Genomic DNA, 23,233 nt, shown 5'->3' on the forward strand with positions numbered 1-23,233 from the left:
AGCGGCGTGATTTGCCGGAGGTGCAGTGGCGGAAGATCACAGGAGTCGAACCTGCCCGGGACCGCTGGCGGCCCCAACCGGATTTGAAATCCGGCCGCCTCACCGGAGACGACGATCTTCCTTTAGCGCAGCCGCAGGAGTATAGCGGCAAATGGGCAGGAATTCTTGATCCTGACCATGCGTCACAACACGTTTTCGCCGTGATGTTGCCGGTATTCCTTCGGCGTGCTGGCATAACTCTTTTTGAACACCGAATAGAAATACTGCAACGACGGATAGCCGCACATCTGCGAGATCTCATTGATACTGAGGGATGAGCAGGCCAGCAGCTCGCGCGCTTTCTCCAGTTTTTCCCGATGAATCATGGCGTGGATGGTATCGCCGGTTTCATCACGAAAGCGTTTTTCCAGATTGGATCGTGAGATGCCGATGGCATCCAGCACCTGCTCCACCTTGATGCCTTTGCAGGCGTTAAAGCGGATGTAATGCATCGCCTGAATCACCGCCGGATCGCGCAGGGAACGGAAATCCGTGGAGCGGCGTGCAATCACTTTTACCGGCGGCACCAGGATGCGTTGCAGCGGCAGAGATTGCTGGTCCAGCAGGCGATGCAGCAGTTTGGCGGCCTGATAACCCATCTGGCGGGTGCCCTGCGCCACCGAAGAGAGCGCCACGCGCGACAAATAACGCGTCAGCTCCTCATTATCGATACCGATCACCGTGAGCTTTTCCGGCACCGGAATCTTCAGATACTCGCAGGCCTGCAACAGATGACGCGCACGCGCATCGGTGACGGCGATAATCCCCGTTTGCTGGGGCAGCGTTTGCAGCCAGTCCGCCAGACGGTTCTGCGCGTGCTGCCAGTTTTCCGGGGCAGTTTCCATGCCCTGATACACCACGCCCTGATAACGTTCGCGCGCCACCAACTGACGAAACGCATGTTCGCGCTCCTGCGCCCAGCGTTTGCCGCTGGAGGCGGGCAGGCCATAAAAGGCGAAGCGGTTGATGCCTTTTTCTTTCAGATGCAAAAAGGCGCTCTCCACCAGCGCGGCGTTGTCGGTGGCGATGTAATGCACCGGTGGATAGTCCTGCGGCTGATGGTAGGAGCCGCCCACCCCGACGATCGGCACCGACACATTCGCCAGCAGCTTTTCAATCGAGCTGTCGTCGTAATCGGCAATCACTCCGTCGCCCAGCCACTCGCGAATGTTGTCGATACGGCAGCGAAAATCCTCTTCGATAAAGATGTCCCAGTCAGTCTGGGACGCCTGTAAATATTCGCCGACGCCTTCAACGACCTGGCGGTCATACACCTTATTTGCGTTGAATAACAACGTAATGCGAAACCGTTTCTCATGCATAATGGCGCGTTCCCCTAAACCCTCAGCGCATTGCATAGCATGGCTGGACGGGCAGCAGAAAGAATTTGCGCCACAGTGTGATCGGCCACGCGATTACACCCGACGCCGGGTCGCGGTATCCATCCACACCGCCAGCAGCAGAATCGCGCCCTTCACGATGTACTGCCAGAAGGTTGGCACATCCATCATGCTCATGCCGTTATCCAGCGACGCCATAATAAATGCGCCCATCACCGCGCCAGCGACCGAACCGACACCGCCTGCCAGGCTGGTGCCGCCGATCACGCAGGCGGCGATGGCATCCAGTTCAGCGATGTTGCCTGCCGAAGGCGAACCCGCGCCGAGGCGTGAGCTAAGGATCAGACCGGCAATCGCCACCATCACGCCATTAATCGCAAACACCGCCAGCTTGGTGCGCGCGACGTTAATCCCGGAGAGACGCGCCGCATCAAGGTTGCCGCCGATGGCGTAAATGCGTCGGCCAAAGGCGGTACGGCTAGCCATAAACATCCCGCCCAGCAACAGCAGCGCCAGCAGCAACACCGGGGTTGGCACGCCGCGATAGTCGTTCAGCAGCCAGATCGCCCCCAGCACCAGCACGGCGGTGATCGCCTGACGTGCCACTGCACCACCCGCCGCAGGTTGCGCCAGCCCAAGGCTTTGGCGGCGCAGACGTAAACGCCATTGCCAGAGGATAAACAGCGCCAGACCGGCAAAGCCGAAGCCAAAACCGACCCCGCCGGGCAGGTAGCTTTGTCCAATCTGTGACATCGCCGGACTGGTCGGTGCGACCGTGGTGCCGTCGGTGATGCCGACCAGGATGCCGCGAAATGCCAGCATCCCCGCCAGCGTGACAATAAACGAAGGGACTTTGCGATAGGCCACCCACCAGCCGTTCCAGGTACCGAGCAGCAACCCCATCACCAGCGTCACTGCGATGGTTAACGGCAGCGGCCAGCCGAGCCAGACATCGAAGATCGCCGCCGCGCCGCCGAGCAGGCCCATCATCGAACCGACCGAAAGGTCGATCTCCGCTGAAATAATGACAAACACCATGCCGACGGCAAGGATGCCGGTGATGGCTGTCTGGCGCAGCAGGTTAGAGACGTTACGCGGGCTGAGCCAGGCACCGTCGGTGGTCCAGGTGAAGAACAGGGCAATCAACACAATCGCCCCCAGCATCACCAGCACCTGCAAATTGGGCAGCAGGAATTTGCCCGGCGCACCTTTACCCGGCGCCGCGAGGCTGCGCTGCGTACTTTCGGTCTTAAGCATAGTGTTCACTCCGCAGGGCGGCTTCCATCACCTGCTCCTGAGTCAGGTTATCGTTAATCAGATCGGCTTTGATTTGTCCCTCATGCATCACCAAAACCCGATCGCTCAGGCCCAGCACTTCGGGCAGCTCGGACGAAATGACAATCACGGCAATTCCTTGCTGCACCAGCGCATTGATCAGCAGATAAATCTCCTGACGCGCGCCGACATCGATGCCACGCGTCGGCTCATCGAGAATTAAAATCTGTGGGTTAAGCAGCAGGCATCTGGCGAGGATCGCTTTTTGCTGATTACCGCCGCTCAGGCGTCCAATCGGCAATTCCGCTGACGAGGTTTTTACCCGCAGACGGGCAATGGCGTCGTTGATCGCCTGCTGCTCCTGCGCTTCATCCAGCGTGGAAAGGCGCTTACTGAACTGGTCCAGTCCGGCGAGGGTGATGTTTTTACCCACCCCCATCAGCGGCACGATGCCATCTTTTTTGCGGTCTTCCGGCACCATGGCGATGCCGTGCGCAATGGCGGTGCGACAGTCGTGGATCTGAACTTTCTCACCGTTGATACGGATATCGCCCTGCCAGCGTCCCGGCCAGACGCCAAACAGGCACTGCACGGTTTCGGTCCGGCCTGCGCCCACCAATCCGGCAATGCCGAGAATCTCGCCGCGCTTCAGGCTGAAGGAGACGTTATTCACGCGGCGAATCTGGCGGTTGATTGGATGCCAGGCGGTGAGGTTATCCACCTGCAACACCGTTTCGCCAATCTCGTGCGGGGTATGCGGATAAAGCGCGGTCAGTTCACGTCCCACCATCATGGTGATGATGTCATCTTCGCTCAGCCCGGCAGCGGCGCGCGTAGCGATATGCTGGCCGTCGCGGATGACGCAGATGGTGTCCGAAATCGCTTTCACCTCGTTGAGTTTGTGCGAGATGTAAATGCAGGCGATGCCGTGTTCGCGCAGGTTTTTGATGATGCTGAGCAGCACCTCGGTTTCCTGCTCGGTGAGTGACGAAGTCGGTTCATCGAGGATCAGCAGACGCACCTGTTTATTCAGCGCGCGCGCAATCTCCACCAGCTGCTGCTGGCCCAGACCCAGCTCGCCGACGCGGGTGTCGGGCGAGACATTAAGTTTGACCCGCTCCAGCAGCTGCTGACAGCGCAGCGTCATGGTTTCGTTGTCCACCATGCCGAAACGCCCCAGCTCGGCCCCGAGGAAAATGTTTTCCATCACCGTCAATTGCCGCACCAGCGCCAGCTCCTGATGGATAATCACAATCCCTTTGCGTTCGGTATCGCGGATGGTTTGCGCCTGAATTTCGTCACCGGAAAAATGGATCGTGCCGTCAAAATCCCCGTGCGGGTACAACCCGCACAGGATCTTCATCAGTGTCGACTTTCCCGAGCCGTTTTCGCCGCACAGCGACATGACTTCACCCGCTTCCAGCCGCAGGCTAACGTCATCCAGCGCTTTCACCGCGCCAAAACGTTTGGTGATATGGTTCATTTCCAGCAACATCGACATCTCTCCTTCGCGGGTGTGCGCTTAGAGTTCGCTCTGCTTGTGGAAGCCATCTTTGATGACGGTGCTTTCGATATTGCCTTTGTTGACCTGGATCGGCGTCAGCAGGCGTGACGGCACATCTTTCAGGCCATTATTGAGTTTGCCGTTGCTGGCAGGTTGCTGGCCGTTGCCCAGTTCCACGGCGATTTTGGCCGCTTCGGTGGCGAGCTGCGTGATAGGTTTGTACACCGTCATGGTTTGCGTGCCATTCATGATGCGTTTGATGGCGGCGAGATCGGCATCCTGGCCGGAGATCGCCACTTTGCCCGCCAGACCCTGGGCGCTCAGCGCCTGAATGGCGCCGCCTGCGGTGGCATCATTCGAGGCGACCACGGCATCGATATGGTTGCTGTTGGCGGTTAAGGCGTTTTCCATAATTTTCAGGGCATTTTCCGGCAGCCAGGCATCAACCCACTGATCGCCGACCACTTTGATGCTGCCATTATCAATATAGGGTTTTAAGACTTTCATCTGACCGGCGCGGAACAGGCGGGCGTTATTATCGACCGGTGAACCCCCCATCAGAAAATAATTTCCTTTTGGCACCTGCTGCACAATACTTTCGGCCTGCAATTCACCGACTTTTTCATTATCAAACGAGATGTAAAAATCAATATCTGCGTTATTTATCATACGGTCATAGGCCAGAACTTTAATGCCTTCACGCTTCGCTTCAGCCACCACGTTACTTAACACCTGGCCGTTATAGGGGATAATCACCAATACGTCGACGCCGCGGTTGATCATATTTTCGATTTGCGACATCTGGGTTTCTTCGTTGCCATTGGCCGATTGAACGAACACTTTAGCGCCCTGAGATTCCGCCTGTTTAACAAAGATATCGCGGTCTTTTTGCCAGCGCTCCAGACGTAAATCATCCATCGATAAACCGATTTTTACTTCTTTCGCCACGCCAGCGTGGCTGATCATTGCCAGTGCCGCGCAGGCGGCTAACAGCGTTTTCTTCATGTTCATGAGGTTATCCTGTAGGTGAAGGCTTTTGTCGTTGTGTTGTAAGGCTATGAACAAGGCGGATGAATTGTTGACCCAGGCTTCCGGCAACATCAATTACTGATTTTTATCCGGCTATTACGTTTTTTGGTTTATTTGTGATTTTTTGAGCGCGATCGATATTTGGCGATTTTCAGAAAAAAGAATTGCAGAGCAGCTGTGAGAAGGGCTGCAATGAAAATAACGACATTGTTTTGCGAGCTGACGCACAAATAATAATTATCTTAAGTTGAGTGTGAAATATCGTAATTGAGAAGCGACAGATCACATAACCACAATAACGGCTCACAGCTGACCATTCGGGTCTTCATGCTAAGGAGCAAAACATGCACGCCTATTTCGACCAGCTTGAACGCGTTCGTTATGAAGGGACCACTACCCGTAATCCTCTGGCGTTCCGCCATTACAATCCGGACGAAGTCATCCTCGGCAAAACCATGGCTGAGCATCTGCGTTTTGCCGCCTGTTACTGGCACACCTTCTGCTGGAACGGTGCGGATATGTTCGGTGTCGGCGCCTTCGATCGCCCCTGGCAGAAGAATGGTGATGCGCTCGAGCGGGCGAAGCAGAAGGCCGATGTCGCGTTTGAGTTCTTCCACAAGCTGAACGTGCCGTACTACTGCTTTCATGATGTGGATGTCTCACCGGAAGGTGATTCGCTGAAAAGCTACCGCGAAAACTTTGCCGTGATGACCGATAAATTGCTGCAAAAACAGCAGGAAACCGGCGTAAAACTGCTGTGGGGCACCGCCAACTGTTTCACCCATCCCCGCTACGGCGCAGGGGCGGCAACCAACCCGGACCCGGAAATTTTTGCCTGGGCAGCCAGCCAGGTATGCAGCGCGATGCAGGCGACGCAAACCCTCGGCGGCGAAAACTATGTGCTGTGGGGCGGCCGCGAAGGTTATGAAACCCTGCTGAATACCGACCTGCGTCAGGAGCGCGAGCAGATTGGCCGCTTTATGCAGATGGTGGTGGAGCATAAACACAAAATCGGTTTCCAGGGCATGTTGCTGATTGAGCCGAAGCCGCAGGAGCCGACTAAACATCAATATGACTATGATGTGGCAACGGTTTATGGCTTCCTGAAGCAGTTCGGGCTGGAGAAAGAGATCAAGGTCAACGTGGAAGCCAACCACGCCACGCTGGCGGGCCACTCGTTCCATCATGAGATCGCCACCGCCATCGCGCTGGGCATTTTCGGCTCGGTGGATGCCAATCGTGGCGATATCCAGTGCGGCTGGGATACCGATCAGTTCCCGGTCAGCGTCGAAGAGAATGCGCTGGTGCTGTACGAAATCATCAAAGCGGGCGGGTTTACCACCGGCGGCTTAAACTTTGATGCCAAAGTGCGACGTCAGAGCACGGACAAATATGACCTGTTCTACGGCCATATCGGGGCGATGGATACGATGGCGCTGGCATTGAAAGTCGCAGCGCGAATGGTCGCGGATGGCGAGCTGGATAAGCGCGTGGCGCAACGCTACAGCGGCTGGAACGGCGAATTTGGCCAGCAGATCCTGAAAGGGGAATTTTCTCTGGCGGCACTGGCGCAACAGGCGCAGCAGCAGCAATTTAATCCGCAGCACCGCAGCGGACGCCAGGAGCAGCTGGAAAATCTGGTGAACCACTATCTTTTTGATTTTTAACCCTTCGGGAGAGCAGCATGGTTATCGGGATCGATTTAGGCACCTCCGGCGTTAAAGTCGTGTTGCTGGATGCGCAGGGGCAGGTGATTGCGGTGGAAAGTGCGCCGCTCCAGGTATCGCGCCCGCAGCCATTGTGGAGCGAGCAGGATCCCGAAAGCTGGTGGCTGGCGACCGATCAGGCTATGCAGGCGCTGGCACAGCAGCACGATTTACGCGGCGTGCGGGCCATTGGCCTGACGGGGCAGATGCACGGCGCCACGCTGCTGGACGCACAGCAGCGGGTGCTGCGTCCGGCGATTTTATGGAACGATGGGCGCAGCAGCGAGCAGTGCCGTCAGCTGGAGCAACAGGTGCCGGACTCGCGCACCATCACCGGCAACCTGATGATGCCAGGTTTTACTGCGCCCAAGCTGCTGTGGGTGCAGCAGCATGAGCCGAAGATTTTCGCCCAGGTCGATAAGGTATTGTTGCCGAAAGATTATCTGCGCTGGCGTTTAAGTGGCGATTTCGCCAGTGATATGTCCGATGCCGCAGGGACGATGTGGCTCGACGTGGCGCAGCGCGACTGGAGCGACAAACTGCTCAGCGCCTGTGGACTGGATCGCCGCCAGATGCCGCAGCTGTTTGAAGGCAACCAGATCACCGGCACGCTGCGTTCGGATATCGCCGAACGCTGGCAAATGCCGCCGGTGCCGCTGGTGGCCGGAGGAGGAGATAACGCTGCCGGTGCGGTCGGCGTGGGCATGGTTGAGCCGGGGCAGGGGATGCTGTCGCTTGGCACCTCGGGCGTTTATTTCCTGGTAAGCGAGGGGTATCTCAGCAACCCCCAGCGCGCGGTGCATAGCTTTTGTCATGCGCTGCCGCAGCGCTGGCATTTGATGTCGGTGATCCTCAGCGCCGCTTCCTGTCTGGATTGGGCCGCGAAACTGACCGGCTGCGACGATGTGCCGCAACTGCTGGCCGCAGCGGAACAGGCGCGCAGCGATGTTTCACCGGTGTGGTTTTTGCCTTATCTCTCGGGTGAGCGCACGCCGCATAACAACCCGCAGGCCCAGGGCGCGTTTTTCGGTCTGACGCATCAGCATGGCAGGCCGGAACTGGCACGGGCGGTGCTGGAGGGGGTTGGATTTGCGCTGGCGCAGGGGATGGATGCGGTGCATGAATGTGGCGTCCAGCCGAAAGCGGTGATGCTGATTGGCGGTGGCGCGCGCAGCGCTTACTGGCGGCAGATGCTGGCGGATATCAGCGGGCTGACGCTGGATTATTGCCACGGCGGCGACGTGGGGCCAGCGCTCGGCGCGGCACGCCTGGCGCAGCTGGCGATCGATCCCGACAGCGCGTTGCCAACGCCGGAACTGGCGCAACGCCATCAGCCCGATATGGTACGGCACCGCGCCTACCAGCCACAGCGCGAGGTGTTTGCCCGCCTGTATCAGCAGCTGCTGCCGTTGATGTCCTGACGCGAAGTGGAGATGTCCTGAATTGGCATAGGATTGGCGGTGGGGTCAGGTATGATGTAGCGCGGTCGCCATACATGGCGACCCTGCAATGACCACGTATAACCTGTCGGCCCTAACCGGAGCGCACCATGCCACAACCCGTCTTCTTCCTGACTTTGCCTGGCGTGATGGTGCTCGATCTCACCGGTCCGGCAGAAACCTTCCAGCTGGCAGGGGGCCACTTCAGCCTGCACTACATCGGCCCGCAGCCCAGCGTCGTGGGGTCCACCCACATGACCATCAGCGACATTGCCCCGCTGCCTGCACAGCTACCGGCCAACAGCCTGCTGGTGATACCTGGCGTGCACGACTCACGGACCTGCTACGACACACCAGCCGCCGCTCAGGCGCGTGACTGGCTGCGTCAGCAGCAGGCCGATATCCGTTCACAGCGCATCACGCTGGTGTGCGTCTGCTCCGGTTCATTACTGGCGGCGCAGGCGGGTTTGCTGGATGGCGTGCAATGCACCACCCATCACGAGGTGCTGTCGCGTTTGCAGGCCGCCGCGCCAGCCGCGCTGGTCAAAGAAAATCGCGTATTTATTGAAGACGGCGGCATCTGGACCAGCGCCGGGATCACCGCAGGCATCGATCTGACGCTGCACCTGATTAACCGCTTATGCGGCGCGCGTCTGGCGCTGGCGGTGGCGCGTGAAATGGTGGTGTGGTTCCGCCGCTCTGGCGATGATCCTCAGCTGTCGCCGTGGCTGCGTTACCGTAACCACCTGCATCCGGCGATCCATCGCGCGCAGGATGTGATGATTGCCCACCCGGAGTACGACTGGTCGCTGCCTGCGCTGGCAGAGCGCGCCCACGTCAGCCCGCGTCATCTGACGCGCCTGTTTCGCCAGCATCTTGGTATCAGCGTGCGCGAATACCATGAACAGCTGCGGCTGGTGATTGCCCGCCAGCGCCAGCAGCAGGGTGAAGCGGCAGAAAAGGCCGCGCTGGCGGCGGGTTTCTCCTCGGCGCGTCAGCTGCGGCGCGCGCTCCAGCGCTGGGACGATCAGCTCACCAGATGATGTTTATCCACGCGTTTCAGCAGCATGGCCAGCAGCAGGCTGCCGATCAGCGTTACGCCAAATACCCAGGGTAAATCGATCCACGGGTTAGCCATGTCGTCGTAATGGTTGGTGCGCAGATAATGGATAAACAGCGCGTGAAAACCGTAAATCGGCAGGGAATAGCGTGAAATGGTCGCCAGCAGCGGCAACGGGCGCTGGTTGAGGGCGTTTTTACACAGCACCAGCAAACTGATGGCGGCGATAAACACCAGCGGCCCGCAGTAGAGATACCAGGTGTCGTTGAACGCGCCATTGATTTTCAGCATCTGTTTGGTGCCGAGCGCAATGCCCGCCACGCAGACGATAAAGCCCAGCGCCGCCAGCGGGGTTACGCCACGCCGGTCAGTCGTCATACAGCCAATCGCCCGCCCCAGCAGCGCATACAGCAGGTAATAAATGCTGTCGCCGCTGACATATAAATTCACCGGCAGCCAGTGAAACGGCCCGACAGACTGGCTGACGGTGTTGGGGTTCGCCAGCACGGCCAGCACCACCACCAGCAACGCCACGAAGCGCGGCGGCACGTTTTTTACCTGAATCAGCGGCGAAAGCAGGTAGATGCCGATAATCGCGAAGAAGAACCACAGATGATAGAACACCGGTTTCTGTAACAGCTTCAGCAGCGAGCGACCCTCGCTGATCGGCGTCAGCCAGGTGATGTAGGCCAGCGCCACTGCACTGTAGAACAGCAGGCACAGCACGATGCGCAGCATATGCCGCCCCTGCGCGCTGCGTTCGCCGAAGAACAGATAACCTGAGATCATAAAGAACAGCGGCACACAGACGCGTGAGGCTGAATTGAGCAGGTTAGCGACATCCCAGCTGATGCCGTTTACCGCCAGCGGCCCGGTGATGTACCAGGTGGTGGTATGAATGACGATCACCATCAGGCAGGCGATCGCACGTAAGTTGTCGATCCAGTTGATTTTTTGCGACATGGCTTCCCCGAGCGCCGAACGTCCATGCGGAGAAGGGTAGTCAGTGGCGGGCGCGCCAACAACCTTTGGACCTGGAATTCAGAGCCGTCTGGCTGCGGGCGCGTGGCGCGTTAATCACGCACGAGGAATTTTTCGATCACCGCTTCGTTGGGTTCAACGCCCAGTCCCGGCTCGCACGGCAGCCAGGCGTAACCATCGGCGATACGCACCGGCTTTTTCGCCAGCGAACGGCTGATCTCGCCCGGCTCGACGCAATACTCCATCACCAGCGCGTTCTCAATGGCGCACAGGAAATGCAGCGAGGCGGCGGTGTTGATGTCGGTGGTGAAGTTGTGGTTGCACACCTTGCGGCCACGGCTGTGGGCATAGCTGGCAATCTCCATCGCCTGGGTAAAGCCGGTACGCGTCAGGTCGATCTGCACGATATCGATGCCGCCTTCGTCGATCAGCCGCTGGAAGCCCACCACCGAACACTCCTGCTCACCGGCGGCGATATGCTGCTGGCAGGCGGCGGAGACCTGGCCGTAACCGGCGTAGTTATCCGGGTGCAGCGGTTCTTCAATCCAGAACAGATTCAGATGTTCATAGCGCTGGCCGCGGCGAATGGTGGTTTTGGCGTCCCAAACGTGGCCGACATCCAGCATCAGATCGACGCTGTCGCCCATCGCGCTGCGCAGCGCTTCCAGATAACGCAAATCCAGCGCTTCGTCGGTGCCGAATGGCTCCCAGCCAAATTTCACCCCGCTATGGCCGGTGTCGATCGCGTGTTTCGCTCGCGCCACCGTCTCTTCCACGCTGAACTGGAACATATTGGAGGAGTAGACGCGCATTTTGTCGCGCAGCGCACCGCCCAGCAGTTCAACAATCGGTTTGCCCAGCGCTTTGCCTTTGATATCCCACAGCGCGATATCAATGCCCGCCATCGCCTGCAACACCGCACCGCTGCGGCCGTAATAAATGGTGGCGCGATGCATTTTTTTCCACAGACGTCCGGTTTCCAGCGGGTTTTCGCCCATCAGCAGCGACTTGAGGCCTGTGACCATGGTGTGGGAATAGGGCGCTTCAATGATGGCTTTGGTGACGTACGGACTGCCATCCACTTCGCCCCAGCCGGTGATGCCCGCATCAGTGGTGATTTTAATCAGCAGCGCATCCTGAGAGCTGTCGGTGCGCTGCTCAATTACCGGCAGGCGCAGGTAAAACGCCTCAACGTTGGTGATCTTCATCGTGGTTATCCTGGTGTAAAGACAAGAAAAAAGTGTCAGCTGACGCTGGAGCGTTGCGCCCGGCGCTGCGTAATAATGGTTTCGTAATCCACATCCAGCGCCTGAATGCGGATATGGTTTTCAATCTCGTCGGTCATTTTGGCGATATCGCCTTCGGCGAAAACGTTAATCAGCCGCTGATGCTCCTCAATGATGTCGCTCATCGATTTGCCCATGGTGGAGAGGCCGAAAATCACCGTCAGCTGGCGCGCAATCGACTCCCACAAATTGCTCAGCACCGGGTTGTGCGCAAAGCTGCACAGCGTGCGGTGAAAATCGGTGTCGGCTGAGGCAAAACCGTAAACATCGTCGCGCTGCATCATCATCTGCATATCAGCCACCCCCTGATACAGCTGGTTCAGCTGAGGTGCGCCATTGCGTCCGGCTTCGATGGCGCGACGGCAGGCCAGGGTTTCCAGCGGGATGCGTACGTCGATAATCTGCTCCAGCCGCTGGTGGGAGATCTCCATCAGGCGAATGCCTTTATAGGGTTCGCTGGTGACGATGCCCTGGCTTTCGAGGATGCGCAGCGCTTCGCGAATGGGGACGCGGCTCATCCCCAGCTTTGCCACCAGATCCGGTTCAGCGACGCGGTCGCCGGGCAGAATCAGTCCGCGCGAGGCGGCGCTGAGAATGGCGTCAACCGCGTGATCGACCAGCGTGCGCGGTCGCGCCGCGCTCCAGCTGTTCTGCTCCTGGTCATCCAGCGCCAGCGGGGCGCTGCTTTTTTTGCTGCGAGGGGTCGACTTTCCAGCCATGGTTATTGTCCTGTCTATGCCTGCCGGGTCACGAACTGACCAAAGCCAGGGGCAACCTGCATTTGATCATCCTGGTAAACCGTGACGCCACGAATAAGAGTTCGCACCACTTTACCCTGACAGCGCATCCCTTCAAATGCGCTCCACTTGCCGAGGCCGTGGAAATTTGCGCCCTGCACCGTCCAGCTCTGGCTGGGGTCGTAAAACACCAGGTCGGCATCGAAACCGGGGGCGATGGCCCCTTTTTTGCCCCACAGCTGGAAGGCTTTCGCCGGGCCGCTGGCGGTCATCCGGGCGAATTCGGTCAGCCGCAGGCCGCGGTCGATATGGGCCGCGCTAAAGAACATCGGGCTGAGGGTTTCCACCCCGGTCAGCCCCATCCCGGCATCCCAGATGCTGGCTTCACCCGCCTGTTTCTGCGCGGGCGTGTAGGGGCAGTGGTCGGAGGCGATCATGTCGATGTCGCCGCGCAGCAGCACCTGCCACAGCGCATCCACTACCGGACGCGGGCGAATCGGCGGACCGCAGCGGGCGTTGGGACCGATGCGCACCAGATCTTCTTCGTCGAGAATCAGGTAATGCGGGCAGGTTTCGAAGCTGGCGCGCACCTTCGTTTTGGCGGCGACGATGGTTTCGGCGGCGCGCGCGGAGCTGACGTGCACGATATGGCAGCGCGCGCCGGTCTCTTCAGCAATCGCCAGTACGCGACCCACCGCTTCAATCTCGGCAATTTCCGGCCCGGCCAGCGCGTGCGCGCGGATATCTTTACGCCCGGCGCGGCGCAGTTCGCTGCCTGCCCCGATCAGAATGTCGTGGTTTTCGGCGTGCACGCCAATCAGGCCATCAAAGGTGGCCAGCTCGCGCATGGCGCGCAGCAGACCGTCATCGTCGAGGCGCGGCAGCCCTTTTTCATCCGTGGCCTCACCGTTCGGCGCGCCGCTGCACAGAAAGGCTTTAAAGGCTATCGCTCCGGCCTGATCCAGCGCCGCCAGCTCATGAACGTTGCGGCCATCCAGTCCGGCCCACATGGCGTAATCCACCGAACAGTTGGCGGCCAGCCAGCCGCGCTTGGCGGTGAAGTTCGCCAGCGAGGTCGCGGGCGGCAGCGAATGCGGCATTTCGACGATGGTGGTGACGCCATGCGCCGCCGCGCCGCGCGACCCTTCGCGCAGCTCCTGCTCGGGGAAGTCGTGTGAGCCGGTGAAGTGGGTATGCACGTCAATCGCGCCGGGCAACACAATCAGGCCGCGGGCGTCGATCACGCTATCCACCCCGCTGGTGACGGCGCCTGGCGTCAGAATGCCGCTGATTTTGCCGTCTTCAATTAGCAAATCTGCTGGCGCGGCGCGGGTTTCGCTGACCACCTGGCCATTGATAATTAATAGTTTCATCACTCTGCTCCTGCCTGCGTAACCAGCGCCGCATAAGGTACCGGCTGAGAAGGGTCCAGCCAGCCGATGGCGCTGAGCAGCTGGCTAAAGTGGTCAAATTCGGCGCGCGGAATCTGGCTGCCGGGGGCAAACACGCCCGCCTGTTGGTAAGCCGCCAGGCCGGTAACCAGCGCGTCAAAGGGATAGCCGGGATACCAGCGCTGCACCTGGTCGGCGAGGCTAATGGCATCATGCTGGGCAATCCACGCCAGCGCCTGCCGGGTGCCGCGCGCGAAGGCGGCAAAAGCCTCTGCTTTTTCCCGCAGCACATCGGCACGGGCGATATAGGCGCTCCAGGGCACGTTGCCGCACAGCCCCGCCAGGCTACTGACGCTGACCAGTTGCCCGGCGGCAATCGCCGGTGCCAGCGCGTGCATGGCGTGCAGCGCGTAATCGGCCTCGCCACGCGCCACGGCGTGAAAGTCCTGCGCCGCATCGCCGCTGCCGGGGATCAGGCTGACCTCATCCAGCAGGCCGTGTTGCGCCAGCAGCCAGCGGAAGGTCAGGGTGGCGGTGCCGACGTTGCCGACATCGCGCACCCGTTTGCCGCGCAGGTCGCTGAGCTGGAACGTGGGTTGCGCTTGAGCGGCGGCAAGAAACCACGGATTGGCCGCCACCGAGGCACAGAAGCACTGCAATTCGGCACCGTGCTGCTGATAATGCTTCATCACCACCATCGGGCCGCCGAGCGTCAGATCGGCCTCGCGACTGAGCACCGCCGGAACCTGACCGCCCTGAATGGTGTGTCCCCCGGAGGCGCTGGTGGTGAAACTGACGTTAAGGCCCTGAGCGGCATACAGGCCGAGGCTCTCGGCCAGGTAGTGCGCGCAGTAATAAATGCGCGATTCGCTGGCGTCGCCCTGGTTGAAAATTAACTGATGCATCAGGCGCGCGCCTCCGTGACAAAACTGCCGTTGAGCGCGCTCATCTCGCTGACGCCGCACCAGTGGCTGATGGCGCTGATGGCGTTGATCCAGCCGGAGAGCAGGTCAAACACCGCGCTTTCGCCGCCCGCGACCAGCGCGGTGATGATCGGTCGTACGCTGAGGGAGAGGGACGCACCGAGACAGCGGGCCACCACCGCATCGCTGCCGCTGCGAATACCGCCATCCAGCAGCAGCGGCAGGCGCGTCACGGCCAGCAAATCGGGTAGCTGATCGACCGGCGTTGCCCAGCGCGCGCTCTGGCGCAGGCCGATATTCGAGGCAATTAAACCGCTTACGCCATGCGTCGCTGCCGGGGCGGCATCATCATGATGCAGCACGCCTTTTAACAGCAGCGGCAGGCCGCGATCGGCGCAGTGCGCCGCGATGGCATCAATCTGCTGCCAGCGCCACACCGGAAACGCCGACAGGGCTTCGACGCCCGGCTGGCTGCCACCGATGGTATGCCAGCCACGCTGTTTCAGCGCGTCGCCGACCGAGAAACCGCCCGGTTGCAGGCCCGCCACCGGATGCACCGGCGCCAGCACCGTCAGCACGATGGCGCTGAACTGGCTGGCCGCCGCCTGGTCGATCAAATCTTTAATCCGCGCCACGTCGCCCGCCGCACGCAGTTGCAACCAGCAGCGCGCATACTCCGCGCCGATCTGCTCCAGCGGTGTCACCGTCTCTTCGGAGATCACCAGCGGCAGTTGCAGGCGTTTGCAGGCGCGGGCAATGGGTAGCAATCCCTCTTCGTGGAAGAGGCGATCGCCGGCAAAGGCGCCGACGCCAATCGGCGCGGCCCACGTCTGATTCATCAGCGTGACCTGGGTATCGATGGCGTCGTTGCCCTGCAATACGCGCGGCAACAGACGATAGCGGCGCAGCGCCAGATGGTTGGCGTCATTGCTGTCGCCAAAGGCATCGGCGGGCAGACCCTGCATATAACGGAACAAGGGTTCACCCAGGCGCTCGCGCGCCGCCAGTTCAAACGGCAATTCAGGCGTTAACATGCTGCGCCTCCGTGGCATTTTCGTGTTCGAGAAAAGTGGCAAAAGCGGGTGTGGTTGGGTTTTTCAGAATCGCCGGTGGCCCTTCTTCTATCAGCGCACCGTTTTGCAGAAACACCACGCGATCGGCCACCCCTGCGGCAAAGGCGATATCGTGGGTACTGATGATCATGGTGATACCGGTCTGCGCCAGGCTGCGCATGGTCTGGTTCACTTCGCGCACCAGCTCGGGATCGAGCGCCGAGGTGGGTTCATCAAACAACAGGATTTGTGGCTCCGCTGCCAGCGCACGCGCAATGCCGACGCGCTGTTTCTGGCCGCCGGACAACTCATGCGGCAGCGAAGCGGCGAAATCACCGAGGCCGACCATCTTCAGCGCGCGCATCGCTTTGGCGCGCGCCACTTCCGGCTGGGCGCCCTGCACGCGCAGCAGAATGCTCATCACGTTTTCCAGCGCGGTGAGATGATCGAACAACGCGAAGTGCTGGAACACGATGCCGATGCCGGATTTGGCGCGGTTAACCGGCAGATGACGCTGCGCCAGCGGCTTACCGTTGGCGTCGGTGCCCATAAAATGGCCTTCGGTCTGGATGGTGCCCGCGCTGCGCGGCGTCAGGGCCAGAATCGATTTCAGCAGCGTGCTTTTGCCCGAGCCGGAGCGGCCCAGCAGCACCACCACTTCGCCACGGCGCACCGTGAGCGACAGCGATTTCAGCACCGCTTTTCCGGCGTATTCGACGCACAGATTATCGACTTCCAGCACCGGCGCGGCGGTTTGCGTGTCCCAGCGACGCTTCGGCAAATGCATCGGCATAATATCGGCGTCCAGCGGTAGCGTCGCCAGACGGGCGCGGGCGCGGCGGGCGCGTTCATCAAGATTGTAGAATTTCTCCATCCACCACTGGCCCCCGGCCAGCAGCGTGGAGAGGATCAGATAGATGCCGCCGGAAGCGACCAGTACCGGGATAAACAGGAAGTTTTGCGACACGATGGCCTGGCCGCGCATCGTTAACTCGTTGACGCCCACCACCGACGCCAGCGACGTGGATTTCAGCAGACCGACGGTCTCGTTACCCATGGTGGGCAGGATGGCGCGCAGGGCCTGCGGGATCACTACGTGGATCATCTCTTTGGTGCGCGAGTAGCCAAAGGCCTGCGCGGCCATGCTCTGATCGCGATCGGTTGCCATAATGCCGCCGCGGATGATTTCGGCGCAGAAGGCGGTTTCGTTAATCATCAGCGCCAGCAGCGCACTGGTAAACGGGCTGAAGCGCAGGCCAAATTCCGGCAGCACGTTGTAGAGCAGAATCAGTTGCAGCAGCACCGGGGTGCCGCGCAGGGTGTAGATGTAAATCTTCACCGGTAAACGAATAAACAGATATTTTGAGGTGCTGGCCAGCGCCAGGAAAAAACCAATCACTATGCCGCCCGCTAACGCGCCGACCAGCAGTTCAACTGCGATCACGGCGCCCTGCCAGAGATAAGGCAGGGTTAAATATTTTACGAAATCATCCACCACATTATCTCCGGCAGGCTTTCAGGATAGGAATTAACCGCGTGCGACCACCGGACGCTCGGCGCTACCGCCCTGGCCCCAGTAATCCAGCAGTTTTTTCTGCGCGCCGCTCTCCTGAATCACCTTCATGGCATCCAGTACCGCACCGCGCAGCGTGGCGTTGTCTTTGGCAATCGGGAAGCCGACCATGATGGGCAGGTCAACGGTGAAGGCGCTGTCCAGCGTGCCGTCCGCTTTGGCGATGGCGCGGGCGGAACCGGCTTCGGTCAGGTAAACGTCGGCACGACCACTTTTCACCGCCTGGATGCTGTTGTCGGTGTTCTGCACCATCAGCATACTGACTTCAGGCTTACCGGCAGCGGTGCATTTGGCGCTCTGCTCTGGCACCAGTTTGTTGGCTTCGTAAGTACCGGCGGCGGCAGCGACAGTTTTGCCGCACAGATCATCCACGCTGTTGATTTTCTTCGGATTGCCTTTGGCGACTACCGAGCCGTCCTGCACCTGTACCGAGGCAACGAAGGCGATCTGTTTCAGACGCTCGTCGGTGACGTACAGCATCGGGCCGATATCAGCACGACCGCTGGCGATGGAGGTGAGCAGCACGTTGAACGAGCCGTTCTGGTAGCTGTGCTTCGCGCCGAGGCAGCTGCTGATACGTTCGAACAGCGACGGGTCGAGACCTTCAATGATGCCAGGGTCGTTTTCTGACGGCGCTTCAAAACCTTTGGTGTAACCGCCGAGGCCTACCACCAGATCTTTGCCTTTCAGCGACGGATATTTCGCCTGTAGCGTTTTGCACTGCGCCATCGCGGCAAAGTCGCTGGCGGTGGGTTTGATAGGGTCGGTGGCGGCAGCATGGGCGCTGGCGAGGCCAGCCAGCAGCGTGCCGGTGATGCCGGATAACAACAAAGCGAGGCGTGCAAATTTCATAATAAGGTTCCCCTGGTGCTGGTGAATGAGTAAGCGATGACCTTGTGACTTATGAACTTCCTGGTGCTTTTTATTGGTCGCCATAAATGGCGACCCTACGGTTAAATCGGCGTGCGTTGCTGGTCGCCATAAATGGCGACCCTCCGGTTAAATCGGCGTGCGTTGTTGGTCGCCATAAATGGCGCCCCTGGCGACCGGGCTAACGCGAAGGCCATCAATACCCACGCGCCACATCCACCTGGTTGCGCAGCGCCCGACTGCTGCGGAAGCGCACCAGGTTATCGATAAATAAATCGAGGCAGCCTTCGAGGTACGCGCCGTGATCGTCGAGGCTACAGTGCGGCGTCATCACCACGCCCGGCGTGTGCCACAGCGGGTCGTCGGCCGGCAGCGGCTCCTGCGGATAAACATCCAGCACCGCGCCTGCCAGCTCGCCTGCGTTGAGCTTTTCGCGCATCGCGGTGTAATCAAACACATCCGCACGGCCAACAATCACAATCCCCGCCTCCTTCGGCAGCAGATCGAGACGGCGACGGTCAAACAAACGCTGGGTTTGCGGCGTCAGCGGCAGCGTCGATACCAGCACATCGGTCTGCGGCAGCCATTCGTCGAGGGCTTCGATGCTGATGCAGTGCGCTACCGGGGCATCACACTGGCCGCTGCGCGTCACGCCAATCACGCGATAACCCTGCGCGGTTAACAACCGGACTGCCGCCGAACCAATACCGCCCACCCCCAGCAACAGCACGGTTTTGCCCCGTGCACAGCCGCCGAAACTTGGCCGCCACAGCCGCTGTGCCTGATCCTGCAAAAATCCAGGAATGCCGAAGTTGAACATCAGCGCCGCCATCAGAATGAACTCCGCGCCTTTATCGCCGTGCACGCCGGAGGCATTGGTCAGCGTCACGCCCGTCGGCCAGTGCGCGAGCCACTGCTCAACGCCAGCTGACATCACCTGCACCCAGCCGAGGTGGGGGGCTGCGAACTGATCCAGCGCCAGCTTGCGTCCGGCCCACAGGATGTCGCAGCGGTTGAGAAAATGGGCGCTGTGCGCCGGATCGCTGTTTTCGCTCAGCGTGAAGTGGCTGCGCAGCTGCGGATGCGCCTCCAGCCGCTGACGCAGCAGTTCGGACGGGAGTTGCAGCGCGGCCGGGCCGCTGGCGTCGTTTTCGATATGAATATGCATGACCATCCCCTAGCGCATCGCCGTGACTTCCATCTCGACCAGCAGGTCAGGATGGTTGAGCTGAATACCGACGGTGGCGCGTGCCGGAAACGGAAACTGGAAGAATTCGCTGTAGGCATCGTTCATCGCCGCAAAGTTGCTGAGATCGGTCAGGTAGAGGGTGACGCGTACCACGTTGTCGAAGGTCATCTGCGCTTCGCTCAGCAGATCGCCGACGTTTTTTAGTACCTGGCGGGTCTGGCTGGCGATGTCGTTGCCGACAATCTGGCCGCTGTAGGGATCGATAGCGACCTGGCCGGAGATGAACAGCATCGGTTCGCGCAGCACCGCTGCGCTGAGCGGTGCCGGGCCGAGCGGGCGGTCACTGGCATTCATTCCGGGGTAGGCAATGGCGGTTTTCATGGTTAAATTCCAGACAAAACTGTTTCACCGCAATTTCGTATACGATTATACAAGTGTCAATGTGTGATTTTTGACCATAGGGTCAGAAAGGTGATTTGCATCACAAAATCAGGCTGGGTGTTTTGGTGTATATTTATCTGAAATTAAGAGAAAAAATGATTTTAATTTGCTCGCTTTACGATGACTGGTTTAATCGTATACGATTTTCTTATCGTTGCATTTCACCGCTGCCAGCCGTCAGGATTTCCGGCTGCACATTGCGCGGTCAAAGGGTATACTGTCGCACTCTTTTTTAATCCACCCGTATCGCGTGCGAATTCAACATGCAAAAGTTTGATACCAAGACCTTTCAGGGCCTGATCCTGACCTTGCAGGATTACTGGGCGCGTCAGGGCTGCACCATCGTCCAACCGCTGGACATGGAAGTGGGCGCTGGCACTTCTCACCCGATGACCTGCCTGCGCGCATTAGGGCCAGAGCCAATCGCTGCCGCCTATGTGCAGCCGTCACGTCGTCCCACCGATGGACGCTACGGTGAAAACCCGAACCGTTTACAGCACTACTACCAGTTCCAGGTGATCATCAAGCCATCGCCGGACAACATTCAGGAGCTGTACCTTGGGTCGCTGAAAGAGCTGGGTATCGATCCGACCGTTCACGACATCCGCTTCGTGGAAGACAACTGGGAAAACCCGACGCTGGGTGCCTGGGGTCTCGGCTGGGAAGTGTGGCTGAACGGCATGGAAGTGACGCAGTTCACCTACTTCCAGCAGGTGGGCGGCCTTGAGTGTAAGCCGGTAACGGGCGAGATCACTTACGGTCTGGAGCGTCTGGCGATGTACATCCAAAGCGTGGACAGCGTCTACGATCTCACCTGGAGTGACGGTCCGCTGGGCAAAACCACCTACGGTGATGTGTTCCACCAGAACGAGGTGGAGCAGTCGACCTACAACTTCGAATACGCCGATGTGGATTTCCTCTTCACCTGCTTCGAGCAGTACGAGAAAGAAGCGCAGCACCTGCTGGCGCTGGAAAAGCCGCTGCCGCTGCCTGCGTATGAGCGCATCCTGAAAGCCGCGCACAGCTTTAACCTGCTGGACGCGCGCAAGGCGATCTCGGTGACCGAGCGTCAGCGCTACATTCTGCGCATTCGCACCCTGACCAAAGCCGTGGCTGAAGCGTATTATGCCTCGCGCGAGGCGATGGGCTTCCCGATGTGCAATAACAACAAGTAAGAGGCAGCCATGACCGATAAAACTTTCCTGGTGGAAATTGGCACCGAAGAGTTGCCTCCGAAAGCGCTGCGCAGCCTGGCGGAAGCCTTCGCTGCGCATGTCACCGCTGAACTGGATACCGCTGGCCTGGCGCACGGTGATGTCAGCTGGTTTGCCGCGCCGCGCCGCCTGGCGCTGAAAGTGGCTAACCTTGCCGCTGCACAGCCCGATCGCGAAGTGGAAAAACGTGGCCCGGCGATTGCCGCTGCTTTTGATGCTGACGGCAACGCCACCAAAGCGGCGGAAGGCTGGGCGCGCGGTAACGGCATCACTGTCGATCAGGCCGAGCGTCTGAATACCGATAAAGGCGAATGGCTGGTCTATCGCGCCCAGGTGAAAGGCGAAAGCGCCCAGGCCCTGCTGCCCGCGATGATCGCGACGTCGCTCAGCAAACTGCCGATCCCGAAACTGATGCGCTGGGGCGCCAGCGACGTGCAGTTTGTGCGTCCGGTGCATACCGTAACCCTGCTGCTGGGCGCGGAGTTGATTCCGGCCACTATCCTGGGCATTCAGTCTGACCGGGTGATCCGCGGCCATCGCTTTATGGGCGAGCCGGAAATCACCCTCGACAATGCCGATCAGTACCCGCAGCTGCTGCTGGAACGCGGCAAAGTTGTCGCCGACTATGAAGCGCGTAAAGCGCAGATCAAAGCCGATGCAGAACAAGCGGCGCTGAAGCTGGGCGGCAATGCCGACCTGAGCGATAGCCTGCTGGAAGAAGTCACCTCGCTGGTGGAATGGCCGGTGGTGCTGACCGCGACCTTCGAAGAGAAATTCCTCGCGGTACCGGCAGAAGCGCTGGTGTACACCATGAAAGGTGACCAGAAATACTTCCCGGTTTACAGCAACGACGGCAAGCTGCTGCCGAACTTCATCTTTGTTGCCAACATTGAGTCGAGCGATCCGCAGCAGATTATCTCCGGTAACGAGAAGGTCGTCCGCCCGCGTCTCGCCGATGCGGAATTCTTCTTCAACACCGACCGCAAAAAACGTCTGGAAGATCATCTGCCGCGTCTGGAAACCGTGCTGTTCCAGAAGGAACTGGGCACGCTGCGCGATAAAACCGATCGTATTCAGGCGCTGGCGGGCTGGATTGCTGCGCAGATCGGTGCTGACGTGAATCACGCCACCCGCGCTGGCCTGCTGTCCAAATGTGATCTGATGACCAACATGGTATTCGAGTTCACCGACACCCAGGGCGTGATGGGGATGCACTACGCACGCCATGATGGCGAAGCGGAAGATGTCGCGGTGGCCCTGAATGAGCAGTATCAGCCGCGTTTTGCCGGTGATGAGCTGCCGTCCAACCCGGTAGCCTGTGCCGTGGCGATTGCCGACAAAATGGATACCCTGGCGGGCATCTTCGGCATCGGTCAGCATCCGAAAGGCGATAAAGACCCGTTCGCGCTGCGCCGTGCCGCGCTGGGCGTGCTGCGTATTATCGTCGAGAAGAACCTGCCGCTCGATCTGCAAACCCTGACCGAAGAGGCCGTGCGCCTGTACGGCAGCAAGCTGAGCAATGCCAGGGTCGTGGATGACGTTATCGACTTTATGCTGGGCCGTTTCCGTACCTGGTATCAGGAAGAGGGCCACACCGTTGATACCATTCAGGCGGTGCTGGCACGTCGTCCGACGCGTCCGGCTGATTTCGATGCGCGCATGAAGGCGGTGTCGCACTTCCGCAGCCTGGAAGAAGCCGCTGCGCTGGCCGCCGCCAACAAGCGTGTGTCCAACATCCTGGCGAAATCGACCGAAACCCTGAACGACAGCGTGCAGGCTTCGTTGCTGAAAGAGAACGAAGAGATCAAGCTGGCGACTTTCGTCACCGCGCTGAGCAGCAAACTGCAACCCTACTTCGCAGAGGGCCGCTATCAGGATGCGCTGATCGAACTGGCGCAGCTGCGTGAGTCGGTAGATAACTTCTTCGACAAAGTAATGGTGAATGCGGATGATCAGGCGGTACGTATTAACCGTCTGACGCTGCTGGCCCAGCTGCGCGAGCTGTTCCTGCAAGTGGCGGATATTTCGCTGTTGCAGTAAGTCAGAGCCGGTTGAACAGCAAGGGACGAGAAATCGTCCCTTTTGTTTTCATTGAGCGGGAGTGCTGAGAAAGTTTCCCTGTCCCATTCCATCGGCTCACCACTCTCCAGGCCCTCCTGAATGAGCCTGTTAAGATTCTCCGCC

At 59.6% G+C, this 23,233-nt stretch carries 19 protein-coding genes and 1 tRNA gene; 5 read left to right on the plus strand and 15 right to left on the minus strand.

All coding sequences use genetic code 11. From position 1 onward, the window contains the following. Positions 1-26: 26 nt before the first annotated feature. From AC6I8V_RS00335 to xylF, 5 genes are all read right to left on the minus strand, one after another. Positions 27-121 (minus strand) — tRNA-Sec (locus AC6I8V_RS00335). Between the two features lie 61 nt (positions 122-182). Then, complete coding sequence (xylR, locus tag AC6I8V_RS00340; protein WP_497843978.1) at positions 183-1,361, minus strand: D-xylose utilization transcriptional activator XylR; 1,179 nt, start codon at positions 1,359-1,361, stop codon at positions 183-185. Positions 1,362-1,454: 93 nt separating this feature from the next. Further along, positions 1,455-2,636 (minus strand): xylose ABC transporter permease XylH, encoded by a 1,182-nt coding sequence (xylH, locus tag AC6I8V_RS00345; RefSeq protein WP_497843979.1) that lies wholly within the window; start codon positions 2,634-2,636, stop codon positions 1,455-1,457. Beyond that, positions 2,629-4,155 (minus strand): xylose ABC transporter ATP-binding protein, encoded by a 1,527-nt coding sequence (locus AC6I8V_RS00350; protein ID WP_497843980.1) that lies wholly within the window; start codon positions 4,153-4,155, stop codon positions 2,629-2,631. The genes xylH and AC6I8V_RS00350 overlap by 8 nt, the downstream gene beginning before the upstream one ends. A 21-nt stretch (positions 4,156-4,176) precedes the next feature. Then, a complete protein-coding gene (gene xylF, locus AC6I8V_RS00355) occupies positions 4,177-5,169 on the minus strand; it encodes a D-xylose ABC transporter substrate-binding protein (RefSeq protein ID WP_497843981.1) in 993 nt (330 codons plus the stop codon). A 362-nt stretch (positions 5,170-5,531) separates the two neighbouring features. On the opposite strand from xylF, the gene xylA reads away from it, so the two are divergent. From xylA to AC6I8V_RS00370, 3 genes are all read left to right on the plus strand, one after another. Next, entirely contained in the window at positions 5,532-6,854 is a 1,323-nt protein-coding gene (xylA, locus tag AC6I8V_RS00360) for a xylose isomerase (RefSeq protein WP_497843982.1), read from the plus strand. Between the two features lie 17 nt (positions 6,855-6,871). Continuing rightward, positions 6,872-8,314 (plus strand): xylulokinase, encoded by a 1,443-nt coding sequence (xylB, locus tag AC6I8V_RS00365; RefSeq protein ID WP_497843983.1) that lies wholly within the window; start codon positions 6,872-6,874, stop codon positions 8,312-8,314. A gap of 128 nt (positions 8,315-8,442) precedes the next feature. Beyond that, a complete protein-coding gene (locus tag AC6I8V_RS00370) occupies positions 8,443-9,375 on the plus strand; it encodes a GlxA family transcriptional regulator (RefSeq protein ID WP_497843984.1) in 933 nt (310 codons plus the stop codon). On the opposite strand, the gene AC6I8V_RS00375 is transcribed toward AC6I8V_RS00370, so the two are convergent. From AC6I8V_RS00375 to AC6I8V_RS00420, 10 genes are all read right to left on the minus strand, one after another. Next, positions 9,360-10,355, minus strand: coding sequence for an acyltransferase (locus AC6I8V_RS00375; protein ID WP_497843985.1), 996 nt, complete (start codon positions 10,353-10,355; stop codon positions 9,360-9,362). The two genes, AC6I8V_RS00370 and AC6I8V_RS00375, sit on opposite strands and share 16 nt — an antisense overlap. A 110-nt stretch (positions 10,356-10,465) precedes the next feature. Further along, complete coding sequence (locus tag AC6I8V_RS00380) at positions 10,466-11,581, minus strand: mandelate racemase/muconate lactonizing enzyme family protein (protein WP_497843986.1); 1,116 nt, start codon at positions 11,579-11,581, stop codon at positions 10,466-10,468. 35 nt (positions 11,582-11,616) lie between these two features. Next, the gene (locus tag AC6I8V_RS00385; RefSeq protein WP_497843987.1) at positions 11,617-12,378 is read right to left on the minus strand and encodes a GntR family transcriptional regulator; all 762 of its coding nucleotides are present in this window, start codon (positions 12,376-12,378) and stop codon (positions 11,617-11,619) included. Between the two features lie 14 nt (positions 12,379-12,392). Then, entirely contained in the window at positions 12,393-13,769 is a 1,377-nt protein-coding gene (locus AC6I8V_RS00390; RefSeq protein ID WP_497843989.1) for a dihydroorotase, read from the minus strand. Further along, the gene (locus tag AC6I8V_RS00395; protein ID WP_497843990.1) at positions 13,769-14,692 is read right to left on the minus strand and encodes an ABC transporter substrate-binding protein; all 924 of its coding nucleotides are present in this window, start codon (positions 14,690-14,692) and stop codon (positions 13,769-13,771) included. The genes AC6I8V_RS00390 and AC6I8V_RS00395 overlap by 1 nt, the downstream gene beginning before the upstream one ends. Further along, positions 14,692-15,744: an alpha-hydroxy acid oxidase gene (locus AC6I8V_RS00400; protein WP_497843991.1), complete on the minus strand. Its 1,053-nt coding sequence runs from the start codon at positions 15,742-15,744 to the stop codon at positions 14,692-14,694. Before AC6I8V_RS00400 ends, AC6I8V_RS00395 begins: the two co-directional genes overlap by 1 nt. Further along, the gene (locus tag AC6I8V_RS00405) at positions 15,731-17,257 is read right to left on the minus strand and encodes an amino acid ABC transporter permease/ATP-binding protein (protein WP_497843992.1); all 1,527 of its coding nucleotides are present in this window, start codon (positions 17,255-17,257) and stop codon (positions 15,731-15,733) included. Before AC6I8V_RS00405 ends, AC6I8V_RS00400 begins: the two co-directional genes overlap by 14 nt. A gap of 33 nt (positions 17,258-17,290) precedes the next feature. Then, on the minus strand, positions 17,291-18,187 hold the full coding sequence (locus AC6I8V_RS00410) for a transporter substrate-binding domain-containing protein (RefSeq protein WP_497843993.1): 897 nt from the start codon (positions 18,185-18,187) through the stop codon (positions 17,291-17,293). A 214-nt stretch (positions 18,188-18,401) separates the two neighbouring features. Then, positions 18,402-19,373 (minus strand): D-2-hydroxyacid dehydrogenase, encoded by a 972-nt coding sequence (locus AC6I8V_RS00415; RefSeq protein WP_497843994.1) that lies wholly within the window; start codon positions 19,371-19,373, stop codon positions 18,402-18,404. Between the two features lie 9 nt (positions 19,374-19,382). After that, on the minus strand, positions 19,383-19,775 hold the full coding sequence (locus AC6I8V_RS00420; protein WP_497843995.1) for a Rid family detoxifying hydrolase: 393 nt from the start codon (positions 19,773-19,775) through the stop codon (positions 19,383-19,385). Positions 19,776-20,098: 323 nt separating this feature from the next. Here AC6I8V_RS00420 and glyQ point away from each other — a divergent pair, with 323 nt between their 5' ends. Further along, entirely contained in the window at positions 20,099-21,010 is a 912-nt protein-coding gene (gene glyQ, locus AC6I8V_RS00425) for a glycine--tRNA ligase subunit alpha (RefSeq protein ID WP_084871630.1), read from the plus strand. 9 nt (positions 21,011-21,019) lie between these two features. Next, complete coding sequence (glyS, locus tag AC6I8V_RS00430; protein ID WP_497843996.1) at positions 21,020-23,089, plus strand: glycine--tRNA ligase subunit beta; 2,070 nt, start codon at positions 21,020-21,022, stop codon at positions 23,087-23,089. The last annotated feature ends 144 nt before the right edge of the window (positions 23,090-23,233 follow it).

It is taken from the genome of Pantoea sp. X-Soil-TKNS-1207 (assembly GCF_059730485.1).

Bases quoted from the DNA above. Each gene is read 5' to 3' on its own strand.
- xylR (WP_497843978.1), bottom strand. From the start codon at position 1,361: ATGCATGAGAAACGGTTTCGCATTACGTTGTTATTCAACGCAAATAAG.
- xylH (WP_497843979.1), bottom strand. From the start codon at position 2,636: ATGCTTAAGACCGAAAGTACGCAGCGCAGCCTCGCGGCGCCGGGTAAA.
- AC6I8V_RS00350 (WP_497843980.1), bottom strand. From the start codon at position 4,155: ATGTCGATGTTGCTGGAAATGAACCATATCACCAAACGTTTTGGCGCG.
- xylF (WP_497843981.1), bottom strand. From the start codon at position 5,169: ATGAACATGAAGAAAACGCTGTTAGCCGCCTGCGCGGCACTGGCAATG.
- xylA (WP_497843982.1), top strand. From the start codon at position 5,532: ATGCACGCCTATTTCGACCAGCTTGAACGCGTTCGTTATGAAGGGACC.
- xylB (WP_497843983.1), top strand. From the start codon at position 6,872: ATGGTTATCGGGATCGATTTAGGCACCTCCGGCGTTAAAGTCGTGTTG.
- AC6I8V_RS00370 (WP_497843984.1), top strand. From the start codon at position 8,443: ATGCCACAACCCGTCTTCTTCCTGACTTTGCCTGGCGTGATGGTGCTC.
- AC6I8V_RS00375 (WP_497843985.1), bottom strand. From the start codon at position 10,355: ATGTCGCAAAAAATCAACTGGATCGACAACTTACGTGCGATCGCCTGC.
- AC6I8V_RS00380 (WP_497843986.1), bottom strand. From the start codon at position 11,581: ATGAAGATCACCAACGTTGAGGCGTTTTACCTGCGCCTGCCGGTAATT.
- AC6I8V_RS00385 (WP_497843987.1), bottom strand. From the start codon at position 12,378: ATGGCTGGAAAGTCGACCCCTCGCAGCAAAAAAAGCAGCGCCCCGCTG.
- AC6I8V_RS00390 (WP_497843989.1), bottom strand. From the start codon at position 13,769: ATGAAACTATTAATTATCAATGGCCAGGTGGTCAGCGAAACCCGCGCC.
- AC6I8V_RS00395 (WP_497843990.1), bottom strand. From the start codon at position 14,692: ATGCATCAGTTAATTTTCAACCAGGGCGACGCCAGCGAATCGCGCATT.
- AC6I8V_RS00400 (WP_497843991.1), bottom strand. From the start codon at position 15,744: ATGTTAACGCCTGAATTGCCGTTTGAACTGGCGGCGCGCGAGCGCCTG.
- AC6I8V_RS00410 (WP_497843993.1), bottom strand. From the start codon at position 18,187: ATGAAATTTGCACGCCTCGCTTTGTTGTTATCCGGCATCACCGGCACG.
- AC6I8V_RS00415 (WP_497843994.1), bottom strand. From the start codon at position 19,373: ATGCATATTCATATCGAAAACGACGCCAGCGGCCCGGCCGCGCTGCAA.
- AC6I8V_RS00420 (WP_497843995.1), bottom strand. From the start codon at position 19,775: ATGAAAACCGCCATTGCCTACCCCGGAATGAATGCCAGTGACCGCCCG.
- glyQ (WP_084871630.1), top strand. From the start codon at position 20,099: ATGCAAAAGTTTGATACCAAGACCTTTCAGGGCCTGATCCTGACCTTG.
- glyS (WP_497843996.1), top strand. From the start codon at position 21,020: ATGACCGATAAAACTTTCCTGGTGGAAATTGGCACCGAAGAGTTGCCT.